Annotated in this window: 17 protein-coding genes and 4 tRNA genes; 18 read left to right on the top strand and 3 right to left on the bottom strand. The window is 62.0% G+C overall.

Translation table 11 applies throughout. From position 1 onward, the window contains the following. The first annotated feature begins 7 nt into the window (after positions 1-7). Positions 8-2,815, top strand: a complete 2,808-nt coding sequence (gene gyrA, locus NVS32_RS03035) for a DNA gyrase subunit A (protein ID WP_368407204.1) — start codon at positions 8-10, stop codon at positions 2,813-2,815. Positions 2,816-2,979: 164 nt separating this feature from the next. Here the strand turns inward: gyrA and NVS32_RS03040 are convergent, their stop codons facing one another. Next, positions 2,980-3,516 (bottom strand): bifunctional nuclease family protein, encoded by a 537-nt coding sequence (locus NVS32_RS03040; RefSeq protein WP_258498591.1) that lies wholly within the window; start codon positions 3,514-3,516, stop codon positions 2,980-2,982. 970 nt (positions 3,517-4,486) lie between these two features. Here NVS32_RS03040 and NVS32_RS03045 point away from each other — a divergent pair. From NVS32_RS03045 to NVS32_RS03055, 3 genes are all read left to right on the top strand, one after another. Then, positions 4,487-4,563 (top strand) — tRNA-Ile (locus NVS32_RS03045). Positions 4,564-4,622: 59 nt separating this feature from the next. Further along, positions 4,623-4,698, top strand: a tRNA-Ala gene (locus NVS32_RS03050). A 256-nt stretch (positions 4,699-4,954) separates the two neighbouring features. Continuing rightward, on the top strand, positions 4,955-5,410 hold the full coding sequence (locus NVS32_RS03055) for a hypothetical protein (RefSeq protein WP_258498592.1): 456 nt from the start codon (positions 4,955-4,957) through the stop codon (positions 5,408-5,410). 23 nt (positions 5,411-5,433) lie between these two features. Here NVS32_RS03055 and NVS32_RS03060 read toward each other — a convergent pair whose 3' ends face one another. Further along, entirely contained in the window at positions 5,434-8,307 is a 2,874-nt protein-coding gene (locus NVS32_RS03060; RefSeq protein ID WP_258498593.1) for a CotH kinase family protein, read from the bottom strand. 203 nt (positions 8,308-8,510) lie between these two features. Here NVS32_RS03060 and typA point away from each other — a divergent pair, with 203 nt between their 5' ends. After that, the gene (gene typA, locus NVS32_RS03065) at positions 8,511-10,349 is read left to right on the top strand and encodes a translational GTPase TypA (RefSeq protein WP_258498594.1); all 1,839 of its coding nucleotides are present in this window, start codon (positions 8,511-8,513) and stop codon (positions 10,347-10,349) included. 81 nt (positions 10,350-10,430) lie between these two features. Here the strand turns inward: typA and NVS32_RS03070 are convergent, their stop codons facing one another. Next, positions 10,431-11,189, bottom strand: coding sequence for a trimeric intracellular cation channel family protein (locus tag NVS32_RS03070; protein ID WP_258498595.1), 759 nt, complete (start codon positions 11,187-11,189; stop codon positions 10,431-10,433). Between the two features lie 131 nt (positions 11,190-11,320). Between NVS32_RS03070 and NVS32_RS03075 the strand changes: the two genes are divergently transcribed. From NVS32_RS03075 to NVS32_RS03135, 13 genes are all read left to right on the top strand, one after another. After that, a tRNA-Ser gene (locus NVS32_RS03075) sits at positions 11,321-11,411 on the top strand. 45 nt (positions 11,412-11,456) lie between these two features. After that, a tRNA-Ser gene (locus tag NVS32_RS03080) sits at positions 11,457-11,546 on the top strand. Between the two features lie 426 nt (positions 11,547-11,972). Next, positions 11,973-12,266: a 30S ribosomal protein S6 gene (rpsF, locus tag NVS32_RS03085; RefSeq protein WP_258498596.1), complete on the top strand. Its 294-nt coding sequence runs from the start codon at positions 11,973-11,975 to the stop codon at positions 12,264-12,266. A 47-nt stretch (positions 12,267-12,313) separates the two neighbouring features. Then, a complete protein-coding gene (locus NVS32_RS03090; protein WP_258498635.1) occupies positions 12,314-12,841 on the top strand; it encodes a single-stranded DNA-binding protein in 528 nt (175 codons plus the stop codon). Positions 12,842-12,888: 47 nt separating this feature from the next. After that, entirely contained in the window at positions 12,889-13,167 is a 279-nt protein-coding gene (rpsR, locus tag NVS32_RS03095; RefSeq protein ID WP_032110063.1) for a 30S ribosomal protein S18, read from the top strand. Between the two features lie 30 nt (positions 13,168-13,197). Continuing rightward, entirely contained in the window at positions 13,198-14,277 is a 1,080-nt protein-coding gene (locus NVS32_RS03100; RefSeq protein ID WP_258498597.1) for a DUF2232 domain-containing protein, read from the top strand. A gap of 23 nt (positions 14,278-14,300) precedes the next feature. After that, complete coding sequence (rplI, locus tag NVS32_RS03105; RefSeq protein WP_258498598.1) at positions 14,301-14,840, top strand: 50S ribosomal protein L9; 540 nt, start codon at positions 14,301-14,303, stop codon at positions 14,838-14,840. Positions 14,841-15,375: 535 nt separating this feature from the next. Then, positions 15,376-16,731, top strand: a complete 1,356-nt coding sequence (dnaB, locus tag NVS32_RS03110; RefSeq protein ID WP_303646496.1) for a replicative DNA helicase — start codon at positions 15,376-15,378, stop codon at positions 16,729-16,731. A gap of 209 nt (positions 16,732-16,940) precedes the next feature. Then, positions 16,941-18,221, top strand: a complete 1,281-nt coding sequence (locus NVS32_RS03115; protein WP_258498600.1) for an adenylosuccinate synthase — start codon at positions 16,941-16,943, stop codon at positions 18,219-18,221. Between the two features lie 66 nt (positions 18,222-18,287). Next, positions 18,288-19,583 carry a phosphoribosylamine--glycine ligase gene (gene purD / locus NVS32_RS03120; protein WP_258498601.1) on the top strand — a complete coding sequence of 432 codons (1,296 nt, stop codon included), beginning with the start codon at positions 18,288-18,290 and terminating at the stop codon, positions 19,581-19,583. A gap of 193 nt (positions 19,584-19,776) precedes the next feature. Continuing rightward, a complete protein-coding gene (locus NVS32_RS03125; RefSeq protein ID WP_258498636.1) occupies positions 19,777-20,490 on the top strand; it encodes an NUDIX domain-containing protein in 714 nt (237 codons plus the stop codon). Then, positions 20,483-21,361 carry a hypothetical protein gene (locus tag NVS32_RS03130; RefSeq protein WP_258498602.1) on the top strand — a complete coding sequence of 293 codons (879 nt, stop codon included), beginning with the start codon at positions 20,483-20,485 and terminating at the stop codon, positions 21,359-21,361. The genes NVS32_RS03125 and NVS32_RS03130 overlap by 8 nt, the downstream gene beginning before the upstream one ends. 431 nt (positions 21,362-21,792) lie before the next feature. Beyond that, positions 21,793-22,809, top strand: a complete 1,017-nt coding sequence (locus tag NVS32_RS03135; protein WP_258498603.1) for a hypothetical protein — start codon at positions 21,793-21,795, stop codon at positions 22,807-22,809. Positions 22,810-22,912 lie beyond the last annotated feature (103 nt).

A 22,912-nucleotide genomic window follows, 5' to 3' on the forward strand; every position in this document is an offset into this window, starting at 1 on the left:
GCAACTCGTGGCAGACGATAACAACAGGAACCATGGCCCAGCCGATGACGAGGACGACCTCGAGAACGGCGTGGGCCCGGACGAGGGTGACGAGCTCGAAGACGACGAGCTCGACGGCGAGGACTACGACGACGTCGATGATGATGACTCGGACGACGATGACGATGACGCCGAGGATGTAGGACATCTCGGCGGCGCTGATCTCGACCACACGATCTCTGACGAGGCAGGTACCCGCCTCGACCTCACCGACATCCATGGCGGCACGCTCAAGCCCACTGACATGGCTACCGAGATGAAGCAGTCCTTCCTCGAGTACTCGATGTCGGTCATCGTGGCGCGCGCCCTGCCGGACGTGCGTGACGGCCTGAAACCCGTTCACAGGCGCATCCTCTATGCCATGAACGAGGCGGGCATCACGCCCAACAAGCCCCACAAGAAGTCTGCCTGGACGGTCGGCGAGGTCATGGGTAAGTACCACCCCCACGGCGACGCTGCCATCTATGACTCGATGGTTCGTATGGCGCAGGACTTCTCGATGCGCCTGCCCCTCATCGACGGTCACGGCAACTTTGGCTCCATCGATGGTGACCCCCCGGCGGCCATGCGTTACACAGAGAGCCGCCTCACGCGCGCTGCCATGGAGATGCTCGCCGACCTCAACAAGGAGACCGTCGACCTCCAGCCCAACTACGACGAGTCGCTCACCGAGCCCGCCGTCCTCCCGTCGAGGTTCCCCAACCTCCTCGTGAACGGCTCCTCGGGCATCGCCGTTGGCATGGCGACCAACGTGCCACCCCACAACCTCCGCGAGGTCGCGGCGGCCGTCGACATGCTCATCGACAACCCCGATGCCACCACCGACGAGCTCATGACCGTGCTCCCCGGGCCTGACTTCCCCACGGGCGGTGTCATCATGGGTACCGAAGGCATTCGCGACACGTACGAGACCGGCCGCGGTTGCATTACCGTGCGCGCCAAGGTCCACGTAGAGCAGGTCAAGAACGGCCGCCAGCGCCTGGTGGTCACCGAGATTCCCTATGCCGTCAACAAGGGCCTTCTCCAGGAGAAGATCGCCCAGGCGGTCAACGAGAAGAAGATCGAGGGAATCTCGGACATGCGCGACGAGTCCAACCGCAAGGGCATGCGCATTGTCATCGACCTCAAGCAGGGCGCCATCCCGCAGGTGGTCCTCAACAACCTCTATAAGAAGACGGCGCTGCAGTCCAACTTCAACGCCATCGACATCGCCCTGGTCGACGGCGTGCCCCGCACGCTCACGCTGCGCGAGATGCTGCAGTACTACATCGACCACCAGATTGACGTGGTGACCAGGCGCACCCAGTTCGACCTCGATAAGGCGCTGAAGGACGTCCACATCAAGGAGGGCCTGCTCATCGCCGTCGACAACATCGACGAGATAGTGCACATCATCCGCTCCTCCGAGACCGAGGTCGAGGCAAAGCACCGCATGAACGAGCGCTTTGGCCTGGACGACCCGCAATGCGACGCCATTCTCGCCATGCGCCTGCGCAAGCTCACCGGTTTGGCCCGCGAGCAGCTCGCCGCCGAGATTGAAGAGCTCCGCAAGCTCATCGACTACTACCGCGACCTTCTCGCCCACCGCGAGAAGATCCTGGGCGTCATCAAGGACGAGCTTGGCCAGATCGTTGAGCGCTTTGCCGACAAGCGCCGTACCAGCATCTCCTCCCAGGAGGCACAGGACCTCGACGTCGAGGACCTTATCGCCGAGGAGGACATGGTGGTCACCGTTACCCACTCCGGCTACATCAAGCGCCTGCCGGTTGCCACCTACCGCTCACAGCGTCGTGGCGGCAAGGGCGTCCAGGGTCTCTCGCTCAAGGACAACGACTTTGTCGAGGACCTCTTTGTGGCGTCGACCCACGACTACGTGATGTTCTTCACCAACTTTGGTCGCGTCTACCGCCTGAAGGTCCACGAGCTGCCCATTGGTAGCCGCCAGGCGCGCGGCTCGGCGATTGTGAACGTGCTCTCGCTCTCCGAGGGCGAGCACCCCACGGCCGTAATCACCTGCCGCGACTTCCCCGCCGATGACTACCTCATGTTTGCCACCAAGAATGGCATGGTCAAGAAGACGGCCATGTCCGAGTACGACCGCACCCGCCGTGACGGCCTCATTGCCATCAACCTCAAGTCCGGCGATGAGCTGGTCAACGTGAGACGCGTGCGCGCCGGCGACAAGGTCATCCTTGTGACCACCGACGGCAAGGCCATCCTCTTTGACGAGTCCGACGTGCGTGCCATGGGCAGGGACACCTCCGGCGTGCGCGGCATCACCCTCAAGAACGGCGCCTCCATGCTGGGCATGGAGATCACCAACGGCAACGGTGACCTGTTCGTAATTACCGAGAACGGCTATGGAAAGCGTACCCCGGTGGCCGACTACCCCGAGCACAAGCGTGGTGGCCAGGGCGTCTTCACCATTGCCATGACGGCGAAGAAGGGTAACCTCGTGGCCTGCCGCGTGGTGGGGCCGCAGCACGAGCTCATGATCGTTTCAGTCGATGGTGTGGTCATCCGCGTCAAAACGAGCGATATCCCCAAGCTCGGACGCTCCACGCAGGGCGTGAAGGTCATGAACCTCGCCGAGAGCGACCACGTCTCTGCCGTGGCGCGCATGGTGGCCCACAAGAAGAAGGCGCCTAAGCACGACGCCAACCAGGGCATGCTCGACCTTGCAGCGGCCGGTGCCAAGGACGCCGACGAGGAAGAGTCCGTCGACATTGGCGGAGACGAGGAAGTCTCGCCCGACCTCCTCGACGAGGACGAGTGAGACAAAGTGAGACAAAGTGAGGGAGACAAAGGGACAGTCCCTTTGTCTCATTGAGTAGCAGGGGCTTGCAACGAAAAGGACCCGGCAGCCGTTGAGTTGGCTGCCGGGTCCTTGTTCTTGCGGTCCGATGAGACAAAGGGACTGTCCCTTTGTCTCACTTTGTCTCATTTCTGTGGGGCGTTGTCGCCGCCGTCGGTCACGTTGAAGTCATCCGGCGAGAGGCCTTCCACAAACTCGTGAAAGTCCCGCATCTCTTGGTCATGCTCTTGGTTCTCGATGGCGCCAAAGTCCGGCATGGCGGCGGTCCGAAGGACTGCTCTCTCGGCGAAGATCGGCACGTTGCAGCGAACTGCCAAAGCGATGGCATCGGACGGCCGGCAGTCGACGCGGACCTCGTGCCCACCGGCGTTGATGAGGTCAAGTTGTGCGTAGAACGTGGTCCCGGAGACGTCGGTTATCAGGACGCTGCGCAGATGAGAGCCAAGCGACTCAATCACAGACTTGAGCAGATCGTGCGTCATGGGCCTTGCACTGGCATCGGGGTTGACGCCCATGCTGATAGCCGTGGCCTCCACGGAGCCAATGCGAATGGGGAGGTTGAGCGGCTCGTCCTCATTCTGCTGCGTGGGCTGAAGAACGATGAGGGAAGAGACCGGACCCCCGCCGATCACCACCGTCTTGATTTCCATTTCTATGAACATGAGGTACCCCCTGTTGTGCTGTTGCCCGCCTATCCTACCCAAACTGCGGAAACATACAACGGTGGTCACGAAAACTGCTGCGTGACAAGACGGTGCCACAACACCTGCGACATCGTGCGTACCGGTGTCGCGGTGGCCGTTAGAACACGAGGTTGTTATTTTGCACCAGGCCGAGGTAGGCAGCGCGCGACGAAGATACTCCGGAGTGAGTTCGAGATGCTGTTGCGCCGTCTAGTCATCGTCGCGCGCAGAGACCCCGTGACCCCCATGGGCTAGGTCCCTTTCGCCTGAAGTCTGGATTGGCGAGCATGAAGCTTACGAGAAAGACGTTGTCCATCACAAAGTAGCGCTCCATGCTCTTGTTGTATCGTGTGATTCTCGAGGTGACCTTAGTCCTGTAGCCGTGGATGTCCCTGTTCACCTGGTGGTTCTGAGCTTGGAGAGGAGTCCGGTGGCTTCTTAGCGTTGAACTCACTACGAGGTCGACGGGCGGTGTGAGCAAGAAGCCGTAATGTTGCGTCCCCGCTTCTTGCAGGGGACATTCTGCAAGAAATTGCTCTATCGGACGGGATATTTCGCTCCTCTGCACAAAAAGGGGCTATCGAATGGCGCTGTTTGTCGAACTATATCAAATAGGTAACTAAGTTTTCAAAATCACGTATATAACTTTATAAATATACAGGACACTGGATATATAGTTTAATAGCTGATGATATATCCAAAGATGGCCCGTCCGATAGAGCCTTTTTGTGCAGCAACTTCTAAAAACCCGTCCGATAGGGCATTTTTATGTTCCTTGAGTGGCAAGAACGCATTCCATCAGGCGCTAAGGATTCCTCGCCGGTGTAGCTCTTTGCTGGTGAGGCTCCTCATCAGAGTCTTGATTTGAGTCCCAACAAGATTCTTCCAAATTTCTGCGATGCGCCTGTTGACCTTGGGTAGGGTGGGGTGTAGTATTCCTTCTTGCGTTGGGCCTGTAGCTCAGTTGGTCAGAGCGTCCGGCTGATAACCGGGAGGTCACAAGTTCGAACCTTGTCAGGCCCACCACCTTTTGACAATAGTCACCCCAGCGTTAGCCGAGTCGCCGCTGGGGTGATTATTTATAAGGGGACATAGCTCAGCTGGGAGAGCGCGGGCTTTGCAAGCCTGAGGTCGTGGGTTCGAACCCCATTGTCTCCACCACACGTTCGAGGACCCTGCGGTTGCTACCGTGGGGTCCTCTTTTTGTTACCAGCCGCGCTTGCCCTCTCCCTCTCCGGTGCCTCTCTTTCTTTAGCGGTATCTGAGAAACGTCCTTCTCGCCAACTGGGCAAACGTGACCTCTGGTTCTCAAAAACCGCTAACGAACGGGAGGAAGGCGGGGGAGAGTCGTTCTGCCTTGCGGGTAGGAACAGCTACCATGTGTGTGTCAGAACAACGCAGGCAACAGGGAGGCCTCATGGGTGCTGAGAAGGACGGACAGGGAGTCTCGCCGGAGCTGGATGATCTCTCAAGCACCCTCATGGGCCAGGCGTTTGACGTGCTTGCCGAGGGCGTGGAGCTGGACGTGATTCTCGCCGTCGAGGATGCCGCCGGCCATGTTGCCAGCTACACCTTTGCCGACGACGGCCCGGAGGAGTGCCTTGAGGGCGCCCGCAAGAAGGTGCGCAGCCTTGCGCACTCGCACGGCGACGCGGCGGCAAAGCTTGGCGACCCAGTGCGCTACGCCCTTGCCTACGAGGGCGCCGTTGCCGATGACCGCGGCGCCTACCAGGACGCGGTCCTTCTCGAGTTTGGCGAGCGCGGCCGTACGAGCTTCTCGGCCTTCTCGCTGGTTGACGGTAAGGGTACGGGTGACAACTTTGCCTGGACGGACCCTGCCCCCGCAGGTGAGGTAGAGAATCTGCTGGAGTAGGGCCCGCCGACAGAAGTCCCCTACTAGATCGCCAAGCGGTCCTCGTAGAAGCCGTACGTCATGTAGTGCTGGTAGTACGAGGCCCAGTTGACGCCAAAAGCCGCGGCGAGGTCCGCGTAGCGCGCCTTGTACGTGGCGGGGTCAAAGTTGAGCGACGCCCTCACCCCGCGGGGCATGTCGTTCTGGACAAAGTAAGCGAGAACAGCGTCTGAGTCGGTGCCAACCACGGCCGTGACCTCGGGGTGATTCTCAACGTAGTAGTTGTAGTCGTAGACCAGGCCGTAGTCGGTTCCGTCGTAGTTGGACGTGTGCTTCTCGGCCTTCTCCGCGTTGGCAAAGTACCGGTTGAACCACTCGGTTCTCCAGGTGAGCCAGTTGACCATGTACTGGTAGTTCTCCTCGTAGGTCGAGTAGGGCGCAAACTCGTTGCCAAAGTGGCTGATGCCAAAGATTGCCTGGTTGGCAGCCTGCGAGGCAGAGATTTGGTTGCGGTAGTAGGCGAGCGAGTGGAGGTAGCCGTTGCTGCCAACCGCATTGGTGCCGCCGAGAACCACGTTGGTCATGAGCTGGCTCAGTTCCTGCTTCCAGATCTCCTGTGCGCGCTTCCAGATGGAGGGAATGCTGCACAGGTAGTCACTACCGGGGACGCTGTAGCCGGAGTACTTCTTGAAGTTGGCTCCGCCGTCATCGTTCCTTACACCCATCGAGCCGTCGAAGTCCCACAGCGGCTCGGCGTAGATGACGTTGCTGTCCTTGTCTTTGTAGAAGTAGGTCGAGGTGAAGAAGAAGTCGACGTTCTTGGTGAACTCGCTCACGAGGTAGCTCTTGGAAAGGCTGTCGAGGTCGAAGCTCGCCTTGTCGGTGAGGTTGAACTGGCTGTTCTCCATGGCGTCGATGGCGGTCTGGAACTGCTCGGCAATGTAGAGAATTTGATTCTTCGAGACGACCTCGGGGCTCTTGACCACAAAGATGCCGATGCTCGTGTTGAACCAGCACTTCTCCTTGCGGTAGTAGGCGCCGTCCTTCTCCACCAGGTAGCCGCCAGTGATGTTATCGGGAACCTTCACGCCCACGGCGTACTGGTAGGTGTACGTATTGCCGTTGTGGGTGTAGGTGGCCTGTGCGGTCTCGGCAGTGCTCAGGTCCGTGCCCTTGTTTGCCTTCTCGACGTCGTCTTCGAGGTTGTGGATGTCGATACGACCGTCCTTAATCTCGACCTTCTCGCAGAGGTAGTAGCTGCCGCGATACTCGCCGTCGTAGTAGAGGTCAACCGGCGTGCCCTCAGTGCCAACCATGCCCAGCTCAAGGCCCATATCATAGGCAACGGTGTCGTGGAGCAGCGTGGGGTCATTCTCGTTGGCGAGAAGGACCCACTTCTTGTTGACGTTGTCCTTGTTGCCGGTCTGGAGCAGATCCGTCTTCTTGTTGAGCGAGATCTGGTAGGGCTTCTTCACGCCAAGGCCCCAGGTGTTGTTGCCGCGGCCCTTGATAGTGGAGTGCTTTTCACCGTCCTTGTTGTAGACGAGCGAGCCATCGCTGGCGACCATCGTGATGTTGACGTTAGCCTTGGCGCTGTGATTGGGGCTCGCCTCGACCCAGGCGCGGTCCTGGCTGGGGTCGACGCTCGTGACAAAGATGGTGCCCACGTTGCCGGACTTGAGAATCACCAGCGGGTGAGTGCCGAGGCTGGTCGAGTAGTTGATGGTGGAGCCAAGGGCGCTGGAGAGGTCGACGGCGCTTCCGGCAGCTGCGACGGAAACGGTGCCCGCGGGGAGGCCGAGCTGCGCGTCAACTGCGGAGCCATTGCCCGAGAAGCTCAGCTTCACACTGCTGGCATTGGCGTAGGAGGGGAGGACAACGTACGTGACCCCACCCTTATTGGTGGAGACGGTGCTCTCGGTGGAGCCGGCCCCATCGCCGAAGGAGGCGGTAATGGTGCAGGAGGTGCTGTCAACGGCATACCAGCCAATGCCCTCCCGGCTCCATCCAATGGTGCCAAGGTACTGGTACTCGTCCTTGCTGAGCGTGTAGTGGTGCGTGCCAATGGTCACGTAGGGGTTGAAGAGACGGTAGACGGCAAGCCCCTCGTTGTCCGAAGAGTAGAAGCCGATGCCCTCCTGGCTCCAGCCAAGGGCGCCGAGCTGGTTGTACTCGTCTTTGCTCGTGGTGTAGTGGTGGTCGCCCGAGTAGGGGTTGTAGAGACGGTAGACGGGCGTGCTGGAGCTCTGGGGTGCCTCCCAGCCAAGGCCCTCGTCGGTCCAACCAAGCGCCACGTTAGTCCTGACCTCATCGATGCTGGAAGTGAAGAGGTGCTCGCCGGACCACTGGTTGTAGATGCGATACATCTTGACGGGCGGCTCGTTGGCGGTTGCAGCGGTGGTCGCTGCTGTCGTGGCGGCTGTAGTCGCGAACTCTTCGCTGGTTGCTGCCACGCTGGTCTCCGCGGGGGCCTCCGTCGCCACTGCGCCTGTGCTGGTGGCGCTGGGCTCGGTGACCGTGCTGGCGGTGGCATCTGCGTTGGTGCCGGTTGCGGCGCTCTCCTCGGGCTTCTCGCCCGTCTTCTCGCCCGTCTGGGCAGTTGTCTGCTGGGGCTCCTGCTCCTGTGCGGCGGGCTCCTGCGGCTGGGACTCAGGCTCCTGCTGCTGGGACTCCTCGGGAGCAACCGCATCCTGTGGCTTGGGCTCCGTCACGGTTGCGTCCGCGGTGGACGTGGGGTTCTCGGTAGTGGCGGCCTTCTCGGCGGCAGGCTCTTTCTGGGCGTGCGTCGCGACTGCTGCGGATTCCACTGCTGGCGCCTGTACCTGCGGCTCGTCTGCCAGAGCGCAGACGGGGAAGAGGCCAAGGGTTGCCGCAAGGGCAATCGCCGATGCCCGCTGTGTCAATCGAGGGGAGAGCATTACTTGCACCTTTCATTCAAATAGTTGGAGAAAAGCCAGCACGGGGCATATTGTAGTCTCGGGACGCAGGTTTGGCGTACCATGTAGCAGTTTGCGTGGAACGATGCCACGTGGGGCTCAAGTGCCCTTGCGCTGGTATAAAGTTGCCGCGAAATCCATTTGCGTTGGCGTATGTACGCTGGCAAGCTAGACGAGAGGTACCCATGCTCCAGGAGCAGATTAGAAACATCGCAATCATTGCCCACGTCGACCACGGCAAGACCACGCTGGTTGACCAGATGCTCAAGGCCACCCACGCCTTCCGCGAGAACCAGCAGGTCCAGGAGCGCGTGCTTGACTCCAATGACCAGGAGCGCGAGCGAGGCATCACCATCCTGGCCAAGAACATCTCCATCGAGTACCAGGGCATCAAGATCAACGTCATCGACACCCCGGGCCACGCTGACTTTGGCGGCGAGGTCGAGCGCGTGCTCAAGATGGCAGACGGCGCGCTGCTGCTGGTTGACGCGGCCGAGGGCCCCATGCCCCAGACGCGCTTCGTCCTCTCGCACGCCATTGCCGCGCATCTGGCAATCATGGTTGTCATCAACAAGATCGACCGCGACGGCGCTAACCCCGAGAAGGCCCTGAACGACTGCCTCGACCTCATGATGGACCTGGGCGCCACCGACGAGGAGCTCGAGTTTGCCATGGAGCACGTGGTGTACGCCTCGGCCGTCAACGGCTTTGCGCGCCTCGACCCCAACGATGGCAACATAGACATGTACCCGCTGCTTGACATGATCGTCGACGCCATGCCTGCGCCCGACGTGGACCTCGAGGGGCCGCTGGCCATGCAGTGCGTGACCGTTGACCACTCCGACTACGTGGGTCGCATTGGCATTGGCCGCATTTACTCGGGCACCATCCACGCCGGCGACAAGATCCTTGTGGTGAAGAACGACGGCAGCCGCGAGATGAGCCAGGTCAAGCAGCTCTTTACCTTTGACTACCTGGGCCGCAAGGAGTGCAGCGAGGCCCAGGCGGGTGACATTGCCGCCGTGGTGGGCGTTGACCACACCGATATTGGCGACGTCTATACCGATCCCGAGAACCCCGTGGAGCTTGATCCCATCGAGATCGACCCGCCCACCATGTCCGTTGTGTTTGAGGCATCCACCTCGCCGCTCGTGGGCCGCGATGGCGACATTGTTGGTGGCCGCCAGCTCAAGGAGCGCCTGATGACGGAGCGCGAGAACAACGTCACCATGCGCATCGAGGAACTGCCCGACAAGACCGGCGTCGAGGTTGCCGGCCGCGGCATCCTGCACCTCTCGGTCCTCATGGAGCAGATGCGCCGCGAGGGCTTCGAGTTCCAGGTTGGCCGCCCGCGCGTCCTCTTTAAGGACGACGGCCACGGCCACAAGCTCGAGCCCATCGAGGAGGCTGTGGTCGAGTGCCCCGGCGAGTACTCTGGCAAGGTCATCGAGCTCTTTGGCAACTCCGGCGGCAACATGACCAACATGGTCTCGGGAGTGAAGCAGGACCACCTCGAGTTCAAGATTCCCACACGTGGTGTCATGGGTCTCAAAAACCGCATCCTCAACGTGACCCACGGCGAGGCTGTGTTCTATCACAACTTCCTCGAGTACGGCCCCATGGAGGGCGAGCTGGGCAAGCGTCAGAACGGCGCCATGATCTCTATGTCCACCGAGAAGGCCGTGGCCTACGCCCTGGGCAACCTGCAGGACCGCGGCACGCTCTTCGTTGGCCCCGGCGACGAGTGCTACGAGGGCATGCTCGTGGGCGAGCGCTCCAAGCCCGGCGACATCGTGGTGAACATCGCGCGCACCAAGAGCCTAGGCAACCAGCGCAGCTCCACCGCAGACATCGCGGTGCAGCTCACGCCGCCGCGCACGTTCACGCTGGAAGAGGCGCTCGAGTACATCATGGACGACGAGCTGGTCGAGATTACGCCCAAGAACATCCGCATGCGCAAGCGCATCCTCTCTGAAGTCGAGCGCCGCAAGTGGCGCGTGCGTCACGGCCTGGTGGACAAGTAGGCCAGTCTGTCACAAGCTTGCAAAAGCAACGAGGGCGTCGCGGGAGAACCCGTGACGTCCTTCTCTGTACGTTGCCTGCGTTTAGCCGTTGCGGCGCCGAGCAGAGCTGCGGCTCCTTCTCGTTGAGCTCTTGGTTCTCGAGACGCGGCAGGTGATCTTGCGAACCCCGCCGGCCACGCGCGGGGCAAGGTTCACGTCGTTGGGCGAGATCACGTTGTAGTGAAGCGACCAGCGCCTGAGGCCCACGGTCATTGCGACGCACAGGAAGGCCGCCCAGGGCTTCCCAAGCCAGAAGACCATGACCGTCACATAGTAGACGGTCGAGCCAGCCAGGGCGCACAGCGCATAGTAGTTGCTCGGCTTGAAGATGCGGGGAATATCACCGAGAAAGACGTCGCGCAGCATGCCGCCGCCCACGCCGGTCAAGGTGCCCATGAGGATTGCCGAGAACGGCAGGAGCCCATAGACGATGGCCTTGTCAGTTCCCATGAGCGCAAAGAGCCCCACAGAGACGATGTCGACCCACTCAATGAGGTTGGAGAACCTATCGAAGAGGCTTGGGAACAGGAAGGCAAAGATGCCCATGCCAGCGGCGGCTGGTATGGCGTAGGGGGAGGAGAGCATGTAGACCGAGTCCACCTGCATGGTGACGTCACGGATAAGCCCGCCACCCAGGCCGCAGAGCATCGCGAGGCCCACAAAGCCCACAAGGTCGAGCTTGCGCTCACGGGCAACCAGGACGCCGGAGACCGCACCGACCATAAGTGCCGCCAGGTCGAGCCAGGCGGGAAGAGATACGGCCGCCATCTCGGGGCCAAACTTTGAGAAAAGCTCCGGCATCCGGCCTCCCTGGGGTTGGACAGGTGTATATTTTCTCGCACATTGACGCGCACGGGCAAGAAGAACCGGTGGAGAGAAAAACAACTTCCCCTTACCGGCAAACTTACGATATACTAGCCGTCGCGGTTCCTGGAGAGTTGTCCGAGTGGCCGAAGGAGCACGATTGGAAATCGTGTATACGCCTAAAGCGTATCCTGGGTTCAAATCCCAGACTCTCCGCCAGTAAATCCAGCGGCGTCCCACTGGGGGCGCCGCTTTTCACCCCACGGAGGGGTGGCAGAGTGGTTGAATGCGGCGGTCTCGAAAACCGTTTACCCCTTCGGGGGTACGAGGGTTCGAATCCCTCCCCCTCCGCCATTTGAAAGTCAGGGCAGATGCCATTGGGCGTCTGCCCTTTTTGTTGCCGTGCCGCGTCGGTGTGGCGGGTCCTGCCGTGGACTTGTGGAGGAACCGTGGAGGTTCGAAGTCCCGTTACCAGATTCTGCAAACCGCATTGGCTGTGTCTGCCGCCCCCAGGGGCGCGCGTGACAGCTACGTGCCCGCGCGCTGCTCGCCCAGCGCCAAATTAGTGTCAGGAGCGAGCCGTACCCTTGGTGCACGGAGAAGGAGACGCGGCGGTTGGAGATGCGCGCGCAGGCAGAATGGTTATGGATTTGGATACACATTCGCAGGCCATGGGTGGTCGTACCTGCAAGTGCTGTGATACGATACCAAATCGCATGCTTCCTGCCCTGGGCGCAAACCTTCACGACCTAGGGCCATCAGCCCAGAGGAGGTGACACCATGAAGGCTTATGAACTGCTGTTCTTTGTCGATCCCACCAGCAACGAGGAGACTCGCGCGGGCGTCATGAAGCGCATCGAGGTCGCTATCACCACTGACGGCGGCGCCGTTGACTCCGTCGAGGACTGGGGCAAGCGCAAGCTCGCCTACGAGATCGACCACCTCACCGAGGGTGACTACACCCTCATCAACTTCCACGCAGATCCTTCCCAGATTGCAGAGCTCGACCGAGTCCTGCGCATCAGCGATGCCGTCAAGCGCCACATGATCGTGGCCCGTACGGACAAGGACTAGTCAGCGGAAGGCGGGCCATGCGCCCGCAGAGAGAGGTAGTGAGCAACGTGAGCATTAACAGGGTGAACATCTCGGGCAACCTCACCAGGGACCCGGAGCTTCGTTCCACCGGCGGCGGCACCCAGGTTCTCTCCTTTGGTGTCGCGGTCAACGACCGTCGTCGCAACCAGCAGACTGGCGAGTGGGAGGACGTGCCCAACTTCGTCGACTGCGTTGTGTTCGGCGCACGCGCCGAACCGCTCTCGCGCTACCTCAGCAAGGGCTCCAAGGTCGCTATCGAGGGCAAGCTTCGCTATAGCTCCTGGGAGTCCAAGGAAGGTCAGCGCCGCAGCAAGCTCGAGGTCGTTGTGGACGAGGTCGAGTTCCTCTCGTCCAGGAACCAGGGCTCCGCACCGCAGCAGGCAGCTCCCGCGCCGCAGTACAACGCGCCGCAGCAGCCCTATGCGGCAGCGCCGCAGCAGGCCGCACCCGCGCAGTACCCCGCACAGCCGGGCTACTCCGCGCCCGCACCTGCCGTGCCGCCCGTCTCCACGCCCCCTGCGGCAGACGTCTACGACGAGGACATTCCGTTCTAGTAACAGCGAGGCGGCCCTAGGGCCGCCGTTAGAAAGGCAAACCAGACATGGCTCAGCAGCAGAAAAAGCAAGAGTTTCAGCGCCAGCCGCGTCGCAAGTACTGCCAGTTCTGCAAGGAGGAGACCGAGTACATCGACTACAAGGATGTGCAGCTCCTCCGCAAGTTCATGACCGACCGTGGCAAGATCAAGCCTCGTCGCGTCACTGGCGCCTGCACGCAGCACCAGCACGATATCGCGGTTGCCATCAAGCGCGCCCGCGTTATGGCGCTCCTGCCCTACACCGTCCCCGTGGTCTCCAGCCGCGGCGGCCGCAACCGCGGCTAGGTGCGGGGTTCGAGAAAGAACCACTAGGTCATGACGGTGGAGAAGCGTACAGACGAGCAAACCAGGGCGCTTGCGCTCTGGGATGCGTCTAACTCCAAGGGTGCCTCGCCCGAACAGGGCGGGATTGTTCCCGCGGGGGATGGCGCACAGGCACCACGCGGCGGTTCGTCGCTCGTTGCCGGGCTCGTCATCTGCGCGCTCGGCGGTGTTATCGCCGGATACATCCCCATGCTCGGGTGCTTTGCCATTGGGTACGGTGCGGCCATCACCTTGGCTGCGCGCAACCCATTGCAGGCGCTTGCGACGCTCGCTTGCACGTTGGTGCCGGCGGCGGTCGTAGCTCTCGTGGCGCAGGTCGCCACGGTGCCAAGCGTTCTCGTTGCCTGCGTCATTGGCATCGGGACGGCATGGGCCACATCGCGCAGCAGACTGTCGCTCTCGGTTTCGTTTGCGCTCATTGGGTGCGGCACGCTCGCGCTCATCGGCGTCGATGCCATCCAGCTGCAGTCGATGGACTCCTCCATTGCCGACATGATCACGCAGCTTGTGAACGAGTATGCCAAGAGCATTGGCGTTGCGTCCGTCTCGGCCGTTGCCCAGATCGAGTCGCTCCGCTCGGTGCTCCAGCTCTACTGGCCCAGCGCGTACCTCGTTGTGGCCCTGGCCGAGTACCTCTGCTCGCTTCTCGGCGCCCGCGCGTCTGTGAGGCGAGAAGGGCTTCGCGTCTCCATGCCGTCGCTTGTGGACTACGACGTGCCCGTGTGGCTCGTTGGCGTCCTTGTGGCCGATATCCTTGGCTTCGCGGCGGTGAGCGTGGTCCCGCAGGCGTACACCAATATCGTGAACATGGTCTCGGCCAACCTCCTGGTGGCGCTCAGGATTGCCTTTGCGGTCCAGGGCTTTGCCATCATCGCCTGGCTCATCAGGACCAGGCATGTGGGGGCGTTCGCAGGCGCGTGCACCATCGTTGCCGGGCTCGTTCTCGAAGACCAGTTTTACGTCATGACCATCGTGGGGCTCATTGACGTGTGGAAGAACTTCCGCCATCTTCCCAGGGGCGTGAAGACCACCATCCAGAGCAACACGGATCAAGATCAGAAGTCGGCATAGCCGACTGAACGAAGGAGTGTCCCATGAAAGTCATCCTCCTGGGTGAGCTCCGGGGCAAGGGCGGAGAGGGCGACGTCGTCGACGTGGCCCAGGGCTATGCGGAGAACTACCTCTTCCGCAACAAGATCGCCCAGCCTGCCACCCCGGGCAACCTCAAGCAGCTCGAGCAGCGCCGCGACAGCATCGCCAAGCGCGAGGCCGAGCGCATCTCCAACGCCGAGGCCACCAAGGCCGTCCTCGACGAGAAGCTCGTGAAGGTCGACGCGAAGATTGGCGAGGAGGGCCAGCTCTTTGGCTCCGTCACCTCGCAGCAGATCGTTGAGGCCATCAAGGCCCAGCTCGGCGTCGACGTTGACCGCAAGCGCATCGTCCGTGGCGCCACCATCAAGACCGCCGGCCGCCACGCCGTCGAGATCAACCTCTACCGCGACATCAACGCGAAGGTCATCGTCCTCGTGGGCGACGAGCCTGTTGCCGAGGAGCCTGCGGCCGAGGAGGCCGCCGAACCCGAGGCTGCTGAGGCTGCGGACGAGGCCGCCGAGACCACCGAGGCTGCCGAGTAGTCCTCGGAGTTTTCGACCAAACCTGCTCCCACCTGGGGATTTCAACAATTCTCGCAGGTCAGGGGCGGGGGTCGCGAGACTCGGTTGTTAAGCGCACTACCACAAATTTGCCCCGCATGCACGTGTGGCATGCGGGGCAAACGTTCGAAAAATGCATTTAATAAGCCTTGCTACCTGGGTAAACGCTAATTTTTCGGATATTTGGGGCAAACGTGCTGGTTCATCTCGCACGTAATGAATATTTAAGGCGACTCTGCAAAGTAGGTTTCTCGATTACCAACACACCATTCGCCAAATTGTTGAAAACGTTGAAAAGTCTCAAAACGCCCGCTCAGCGAGAGAGGTTTTCAACATCGCGTGTAGAAGACTTCGCACGCTCCTCTCTTGCCGCAGGTAGAGGGCTTGCGAATGGCGGGTGGCCAACCACGGTCCGCTACCGCGCGTTGGGGTAGCATCCAGAGGGCAGACGGCGGCACAACAGCAGGAGGGAGCACGGCTCGTGGCACAGGACAGCTACGACATCAACCCAACCCAGATGACGGCGACGTCGGACGTTGCGATGCCACAGGACCCCGAGGCGGAGTCCTCGGTCCTCTCGGCCATGATAATCTCTCAAGATGTGCTGCAGGAGTGCCTCATCGAGCTGGAGCCGGATGACTTCTACATTCCCTCCAACCGCAAGATTTACCTGGCAATGCGCGAGATGTTCGATCGCAACATGGCGGTCGACACCATCTCGCTCGCGGACTTCCTCAAAAGCCAGGGCGAACTGGAGCGCGTGGGTGGCAGGCCATACCTACTGGACCTTGGCAATAACTCGCTGGCGCTTGTGGGCTGGCGACGCCACGTGGAGATGCTGCGCCGCGACTCCACGCTGCGCCGCATGATCTCTGCCGCCGCGCAGATCACCGCCCTCGCCTACGACGCGCCCGAGGACACCAAGGAGGTCGTGGACAAGGCCGAGAAGATGCTGCTCGACGTCACCAACAGGGACGTGCGCTCGAGCTACCAGCCCATTGGCTCCATCATGAGCGACCTTTTCGACCAGCTCTCGGACATGTGCGAGAACCAGACCGCCGAGCTGGGCGTCAAGACGGGCTTTCCTACCATCGATTCAAAGCTCTTGGGGCTGCGCCCTGGCCAGATGATCGTCATCGGCGCGCGACCTGGCGTGGGCAAGACCTCCTTCGCGCTCAACCTGGCCGTGAATGCCGCGTTCAACGGTGCCTCGGTCGCGTTCTTCTCGCTCGAGATGAGCAAGATCGAGATTGCGCAGCGCCTGCTCTCTGCCCAGTCTGGCGTTGGCCTGCAGGAGATTCGCTCGGCCCACATCCAGAACGACCAGTGGCCCGAGCTCATCCGAGGCACAGACGAGCTCTCGGGCCTGGACATCATGATTGACGACACCCCTGGCACCACGGTCACCGAGATTCGCGCCAAGGCCCGCCGCATGCTCCACGGCAAGAAGCTTGGCCTTGTTGTGGTGGACTACCTGCAGCTCCTCTCGCCTCCTGCCGGCATGCGCCGTGCGGACAGCCGTGCCACAGAGGTCTCGGAGATGTCGCGAGGCATCAAGATCATGGCCAAGGACCTCGAGTGCCCCGTCATCGCGCTGTCGCAGCTCTCTCGTCGCGTGACCGAGCGCACCGGCAAGCGCCCCGAGCTCTCGGACCTGCGCGAGTCCGGCGCCATCGAGCAGGACGCCGACATCGTCATCCTTCTCGACCGCTCCATGGACGAGGAGGAGGCAGCTCGCGACGACCGCCCGGATATGGGCGTCACAAACTTCATCATCGCGAAGAACCGCTCTGGCGCGCTCGGCGACGTGCCTCTCACCTTTGTGGGCAACAAGACAAAGTTCCTCGAAGTCACGACGCACTACGACGACTAGCGTCCCCCTGCGCTCCTCTCGCCAGATGCGCCATCAGCCGCGGGAGCACCCGGCTTTTCCGAGCAATGCTTGTTTCGCCTGTGGGATGTTTCTGACCCGGTAGCGCAGCTCCCGATAACCGCTGGCCATGCCGTATACTGACTTGGTTAGGGGCGTCGTGTGCCAAGCGCCGTGCGCCCGGTCTATCACACTCTTTTTGAGGGGGAGCAATGCCTGCATCAGTTCTCGTGGGTACGCAGTGGGGCGACGAGGGCAAGGGTAAGGTGACGGACCTCATCTCGGGCGAGTTTGACGTCGTCTGCCGCTACGCCGGCGGAGCCAACGCAGGTCACACCGTCATTGCCGGCGGCCACAAGCTCGCCCTCCATCAGGTTCCCTCGGGCGTCATGTACCAGGGCGTCTATCCCGTGATTGGCAACGGCTGCATCGTCGACCCCGAGGTGCTCCTTGGTGAGATCGACACGCTCGAGGCCCAGGGCATCTCCTGCAAGGACCTCAAGATTTCCGGCAACGCCCACATCGTGATGCCCTACCACAAGGATCTTGACGGCGCGCACGAGAAGAAGCTTGGCAAGAACCTCATCGGCACCACCAAGCGTGGCGTTGGCCCCTGCTACATGGACAAGATGAACCGCACGGGCCTGCGCATCCAGGACATGCTGGACGAGAAGATCTTCCGCGAGAAGCTCGAGGCCGCGCTGGCCTACACCAACCCCATCCTCGAGAAGGTCTACGAGCTTCCCACCTATACCGTGGACCAGATTTGCGAGACCTACCTGCCCTACGCCGAGCGCATCCGCCCGTACATCGTGGAGAGCTCGCTGTTCCTCAACGAGCAGCTCGAGGCCGGCAAGAACATCCTCTTCGAGGGCGCACAGGCCACCATGCTCGACATTGACCACGGCACCTATCCCTTTGTGACCTCCTCCAACTGCACCGCCGGCGGTGCAGTGACCGGCTCGGGCGTTGGCCCCACCCGCATCGACCGCGTACTGGGCGTTGCGAAGGCCTATCTCACGCGCGTTGGCTCGGGCCCCTTCCCCACGGAGCTCTTCGACGAGGTGGGCGACAAGCTGGGCGAGGTTGGCCACGAGTATGGCGTGACCACGGGCCGCAAGCGTCGCTGCGGCTGGTATGACGCCGTGGTCGTGAACTATGCCGCCCGCGTGAACGGCCTCACGGACCTGGCAATCACCAAGCTTGACGTCCTTGGCTGCCTGGACGAGATCAAGGTCTGCGTTGCCTACGAGTGCGACGGCAAGCGCTACACCACCGTCCCCGAGCACCAGTCCGTCTTCTACCACGCAAAGCCCGTCTACGAGACCCTGCCCGGCTGGAAGTGCGACATCTCTGGCGTGCGCAACTTCTACCAGCTCCCGCGCGAGGCCAAGGACTACATCGACTTCCTCGAGCAGCTGGCTGGCGTGCGCGTCTCCATCATCACGGTGGGGCCGGATCGCGAGCAGACCATTAACCGGTACTGGGACTAACTGATGCGTCGACGCGCCCGGGTTGCCCGGGCGCGTCATGCCATTGCGAGAAACGAGGGAGGACACGTGGGCGAGTCTAAGGTCGATATTCTTCTCCTGGGTGCGGGCGGGCGCGAGCATGCGCTTCTCGTCAAGCTTGCCGAGTCTCCGCGTGCGGGCAAGCTCTGGGTGGCCCCGGGTAACGGTGGCATGGACACCATGGCCGAGGTTGCCACAATCGACCAGAACTCGCCCGTCGACGTGGCCAACTTCGCTCGCGAGAACGGCATTGACCTCGTGGTCATTGGCCCGGAGGCGCCGCTCGTCGAGGGCGTTGCAGATGCCGTGCGCTCCGCCGGCATCGCGTGCTTTGGGCCAGATGCCTCCGCAGCGCGCATGGAGGGCTCCAAGAAGTTCGCCAAGCAGGTCATGGCACGCGCGGGCGTGCCCACCGCAGCCTGGCGTTCCTTCACCGAGCAGGAGCCCTGCGAGGAGTACGTCCGCAGGCTTGACGGCCCCTGCGTGGTGAAGGCCGATGGCCTTGCCGCAGGCAAGGGCGTCATTGTTGCCAAGGACGTCGATGAGGCGCTTGCCGGTGTGCGCGAGTGCTTCTCGGGTCGCTTTGGCGACGCCGGTGCAACGGTGATTGTTGAGGAGACCCTTGACGGCCCCGAGTGCTCGCTTCTCGCGCTTACCGACGGCACCACGCTCGTGCCTCTGGCTACGGCACAGGACCACAAGCGCGCCCTCGACGGCGACAAGGGTCCCAACACCGGCGGCATGGGCGTCTACTCGCCCGTCCCCATGGTCACGCCCGAGGAGCACGCCGCCATGGTTGCCATCGAGCAACGCGTGGTCGACGAGCTCCGTGCCGAGGGCATCACGTACTCCGGGTGCCTCTACGGTGGCTTCATGCTCACCAAGGATGGCCCCAAGGTCCTCGAGTTCAACGCACGCTTTGGCGACCCCGAGACCCAGGTGGTCCTGCCGCGCATGCAGGCGGACCTTGTCGACGTCTTTCTCGCCTGCGACAAGGGGACCCTCTCGCCAGACATGATCTCCTGGGATGACGATTGGGCCGTCTCGGTGGTTCTCACCAGCGCGGGTTACCCTGGAAGTTACGAGAAGGGCAAGGCCATCTTGGGCATCGAGCGCGCGGAGGCGCTGGATGGCGTCACCGTCTATCACGCCGGCACCGCCATCGACGCCAACGGACAGCTGGTCACCGCCGGTGGCCGCGTGCTTGACGTGACGGCCGTGGCGCCCACCTTCGAGGAGGCCCGCCGCCAGGCGTACGCCGCGTGCGACCTTATTTACTTCGAGGGTAAGACCATGCGCCACGACATTGGTGCCAAGGCGGTTCTTCCCCGCAACAACGGGTAGCGCGGGCGCGCTCACGCAACGCGGCAGACGACGTATTTGGAGGCATGGAGCGGTGGCACGGGTGCAGGACACGGACGACGAGATGGACGAGGAGTACTCCTACGAGGGGTCGCCCGCAGACGATTCGCAGATTCGTCCGCAGTACGTTGAGGCGGTTCCCACGATGGACGACCTCCGCTCGGCGACTGCGGACATGCGCTCGGCGGCCGATGACCTTACCTTTGACGGAGACCGCTCGAGCCAGGACCACGTCTCGGGTGTCCCCCAGGCCCGCGATTTGGTGCTGGGCGAGGACGATCCGCGCGATGCCAGCCTGGAAGAGCATCCCGTCTCCGAGGACGTGGCCTGGACCGGCCGCATCTTCAACGTCAACCGCCTGCGTGTGAAGCTTCTAGATGGCCGTACCGCTGTGCGCGACGTCGTGCGTCATCCCGGTGCCGTTGCGGTTGTCGCGCTTACGGACGAGGGCCGTATTTGCCTGGTGCGCCAGTTCCGCATGGCGCTCGACCGCGTGACGGTAGAGATTCCTGCCGGCAAGCTGGACCCCGGCGAGGACCCGCTCGACGCTGCCCACCGCGAGCTTGCCGAAGAGACCGGCATGCAGGCCAAGAAGATGGCTTATCTCACCACCATTGCTACGTCCGATGGCTTCTGCGACGAGCTCATTCACCTCTACATGGCGACGGACCTGAGCTACCACCAGTCGAGCCCCGATGCCGACGAGTTCATCAATGTGGACCTTGTCGACCTTTCCGAGCTGGTCGACGCGGTTCTCGACGGCAGGATTGAGGACGCAAAGACCGTGGTGGGCGCCCTTATCTGCGATGCCATAGCGCATCGACTTGCGCCGGGCGAGGCCGCCGGTCCCGTGAACGACCCTGCGGGCGAGGGAGAGCTTGATGGCTAAGCCGAAAAACGAGATGGCCCGCCGCCAGACCAATGCCCTTACCGGCGACGAGGCCGAGAAGCTCTTTGAGACCGTTGACGAGACGGGCCACTCCAACGAGGAGGTTGCCCGCCGCGAGCGCAGCCGTCGCAAGGAGAAGGGCACCGGCGTCGACATTGACCCGCTTTCCGCGGACGACCCCTCTGGATCCAACGTGGGCAAGGTCATCGCAAAGACGGCCGTAGGCTTTGTGCTGGTCTTTCTCGTGATCGTTGTTGCCGGCCAGGTCATCTTTGGCGTGGTGCGCCGCTCCAACACGGCGGACCTCGCTCACGATGTGACGGTTGCCACGGTGGCGTCGGCGCTGCGTGGCGGCGTGGAGTGGGGCAATGGCTTCACGCAGTTCCCCGAGGACTTCTCGGTGCAGGAGGCAGACGAGAACACCGGTACCGTCGAAGTGACCGTGATCGACACGACCTCCGAGGACGCGCTCGAGTGCTTTGCAGGCTCCCAGGTGCAGGCCTCGGCCTTCTCGGTGAACTGCCTGCTCAACCCCAACATCAACACCGTGATCTACCACGTTAACGTGCACATGGACGAGAACGGCAAGTTCAAAACGGCTCAACTCTTTGGATTCCTCAAGCCTACGGGCGACGTGACCTCGTTTATCACGTTTGTGTGGTCAAAGACGCAGAGCTCCACGGGCGTGAACTTCAACTGCAGCATCACGGGTGTGGATGAGACGCTCGAGGAGGAGCTGCGCGACCAGGTCACCACGTCGTTTACGCCGGTCGCGATTCTGAATGACCTTACGGGTGGCAGCTCTACGGAGAGCGATACCTCTACGAGCAGCGATTCGGCGAACAGCGGGTCTGGCAGCGGCGCAAAGTAGGGGCGGCGACTGCCGCGCCCGCCGCCGTGGTGCTGGGTCATAGCACGCCCCAATGCCGCGCGATTTCGCCGTTTAAGGCCCGCTAACCGTTCGGAATCCGCGGCATGTCCGAGATGCCGCATGATTTCGCCGTTTAGGGGGCTTTAACCGTTCGGAAAATTCCTAACCGGTGAGAATCCGCGGCATTGCCGAGAGTCCACTAACGGGTGGTAGCTACGTTGTAATGCAAGCATCCCGCCGCAATCCTCGGCGCCCCTTGCTAGGCCACCTCCTGCGGCCCGCATCCTACCGCTTACAGAATTCCTTTGGGATAGGGGAGAAAAATACCCCCTCTGAGCTGCGTGGAAGTTAGCTGTCAGACAGTTGTCAGAACAAGTTGCCTCCGGACTTGGTACAAGTAGCTCACTTAAAAGTTGCCGGAGGGGGCAAGCGTGAGCAGAGGGTACTGGCGCTCGGTGCAGGACGAGGTTGAGGAGGCGTTCGCGGCGGCGGAGACGCGCGGTATGTGCCTCTGCGTGAAGAGCGACCGAACAAAGAGGCTTCTCGATCGCCGTGCGGAAGCGGGTACCGTAGTGGCGCCATTTCCGCACGTGTATGCACGGGATTCGTACTGGAGGTCTCTCTCGCCAGGCGCCCAGGCTCTTCAGGTGGTGCGAGCTGCCGCAGCGTTGCATCCGGCATGGGTGTTCTGCGGAACCTCGGCTGCGATAGCCCATGGCTTGCAGGTCTCCGAGCCCGAACCCTCCGTCGTTCACATCTTAGATACAAAGGGCGGCAAGGGGCACCAAAGCAAGCACGTGGCGAGGCATCGTCTGCATGCAGACGATAGCGAGAAATTCGAGGTCGTGGCAGGCGTAAAGGCAACGCCGCTGGACAGAACCATTGCGGACTGCCTGCGGACGATCTCCATGCCGGAAGGCCTTGCCGTCGCGGACTCCGCGCTGCGCGACTACGGCCTTTCGCGAGAAGACCTAGCGGGCTTTGTGCAAGCCCAGCCACGCGCGCGTGGCTCTCGGCAGGCGCTTCAGACCATTGGCTGGGCGGATGGCCGCTCCGAGAACGGCGGTGAGTCTGTTGCGCGCGGCATCATGATTGAGCTGGGATTTTGTGTGCCAGAGCTGCAGGTTCTTGTGGAAGACCCGTCGCATCCGGGGTGCGAGTTCCGGGTTGACTACGTCTGGGAGGCGGGCGTGGCTCGGCCAATATTTGGCGAGCTCGACGGCGCAGCAAAGTATGCCGACCGAAGTAGCGCAGGCGAGAAGATCTCTGGCAAGGCGCTTCTCGCCGAGCGGCGACGGGAATCTCGCCTCACACTCTGTAATGCCTCCATCATGCGGTTTAGCTTTGAGGAGGCCAAGAACCGGCCGTTCTTCAAGGCGCTGCTCGAACGCTACGGCGTTCCTCGGCGGGCGGTTCCGGCTGAGATGCCGCGCGATTTCGCCGTTTAAGGCCCGCTAACTGTTCGGAATCCGCGGCATGTCCGAGATGCCGCATGATTTTGCCGTTTAGGGGGGGTCTAACCGTTCGGAATATTCCTAACCGGTGAGAATC

Origin of the sequence: Tractidigestivibacter montrealensis, from assembly GCF_024741235.1 — a bacterium.
Taxonomy (GTDB): domain Bacteria; phylum Actinomycetota; class Coriobacteriia; order Coriobacteriales; family Atopobiaceae; genus Tractidigestivibacter; species Tractidigestivibacter montrealensis.

Bases quoted from the DNA above. Each gene is read 5' to 3' on its own strand.
- typA (WP_258498594.1), top strand. From the start codon at position 8,511: ATGCTCCAGGAGCAGATTAGAAACATCGCAATCATTGCCCACGTCGAC.
- NVS32_RS03115 (WP_258498600.1), top strand. From the start codon at position 16,941: ATGCCTGCATCAGTTCTCGTGGGTACGCAGTGGGGCGACGAGGGCAAG.
- dnaB (WP_303646496.1), top strand. From the start codon at position 15,376: ATGACGGCGACGTCGGACGTTGCGATGCCACAGGACCCCGAGGCGGAG.
- NVS32_RS03070 (WP_258498595.1), bottom strand. From the start codon at position 11,189: ATGCCGGAGCTTTTCTCAAAGTTTGGCCCCGAGATGGCGGCCGTATCT.
- NVS32_RS03060 (WP_258498593.1), bottom strand. From the start codon at position 8,307: ATGCTCTCCCCTCGATTGACACAGCGGGCATCGGCGATTGCCCTTGCG.
- rplI (WP_258498598.1), top strand. From the start codon at position 14,301: ATGAAAGTCATCCTCCTGGGTGAGCTCCGGGGCAAGGGCGGAGAGGGC.
- NVS32_RS03125 (WP_258498636.1), top strand. From the start codon at position 19,777: ATGCGCTCGGCGGCCGATGACCTTACCTTTGACGGAGACCGCTCGAGC.
- rpsF (WP_258498596.1), top strand. From the start codon at position 11,973: ATGAAGGCTTATGAACTGCTGTTCTTTGTCGATCCCACCAGCAACGAG.
- rpsR (WP_032110063.1), top strand. From the start codon at position 12,889: ATGGCTCAGCAGCAGAAAAAGCAAGAGTTTCAGCGCCAGCCGCGTCGC.
- NVS32_RS03040 (WP_258498591.1), bottom strand. From the start codon at position 3,516: ATGTTCATAGAAATGGAAATCAAGACGGTGGTGATCGGCGGGGGTCCG.
- NVS32_RS03055 (WP_258498592.1), top strand. From the start codon at position 4,955: ATGGGTGCTGAGAAGGACGGACAGGGAGTCTCGCCGGAGCTGGATGAT.
- NVS32_RS03100 (WP_258498597.1), top strand. From the start codon at position 13,198: ATGACGGTGGAGAAGCGTACAGACGAGCAAACCAGGGCGCTTGCGCTC.
- NVS32_RS03130 (WP_258498602.1), top strand. From the start codon at position 20,483: ATGGCTAAGCCGAAAAACGAGATGGCCCGCCGCCAGACCAATGCCCTT.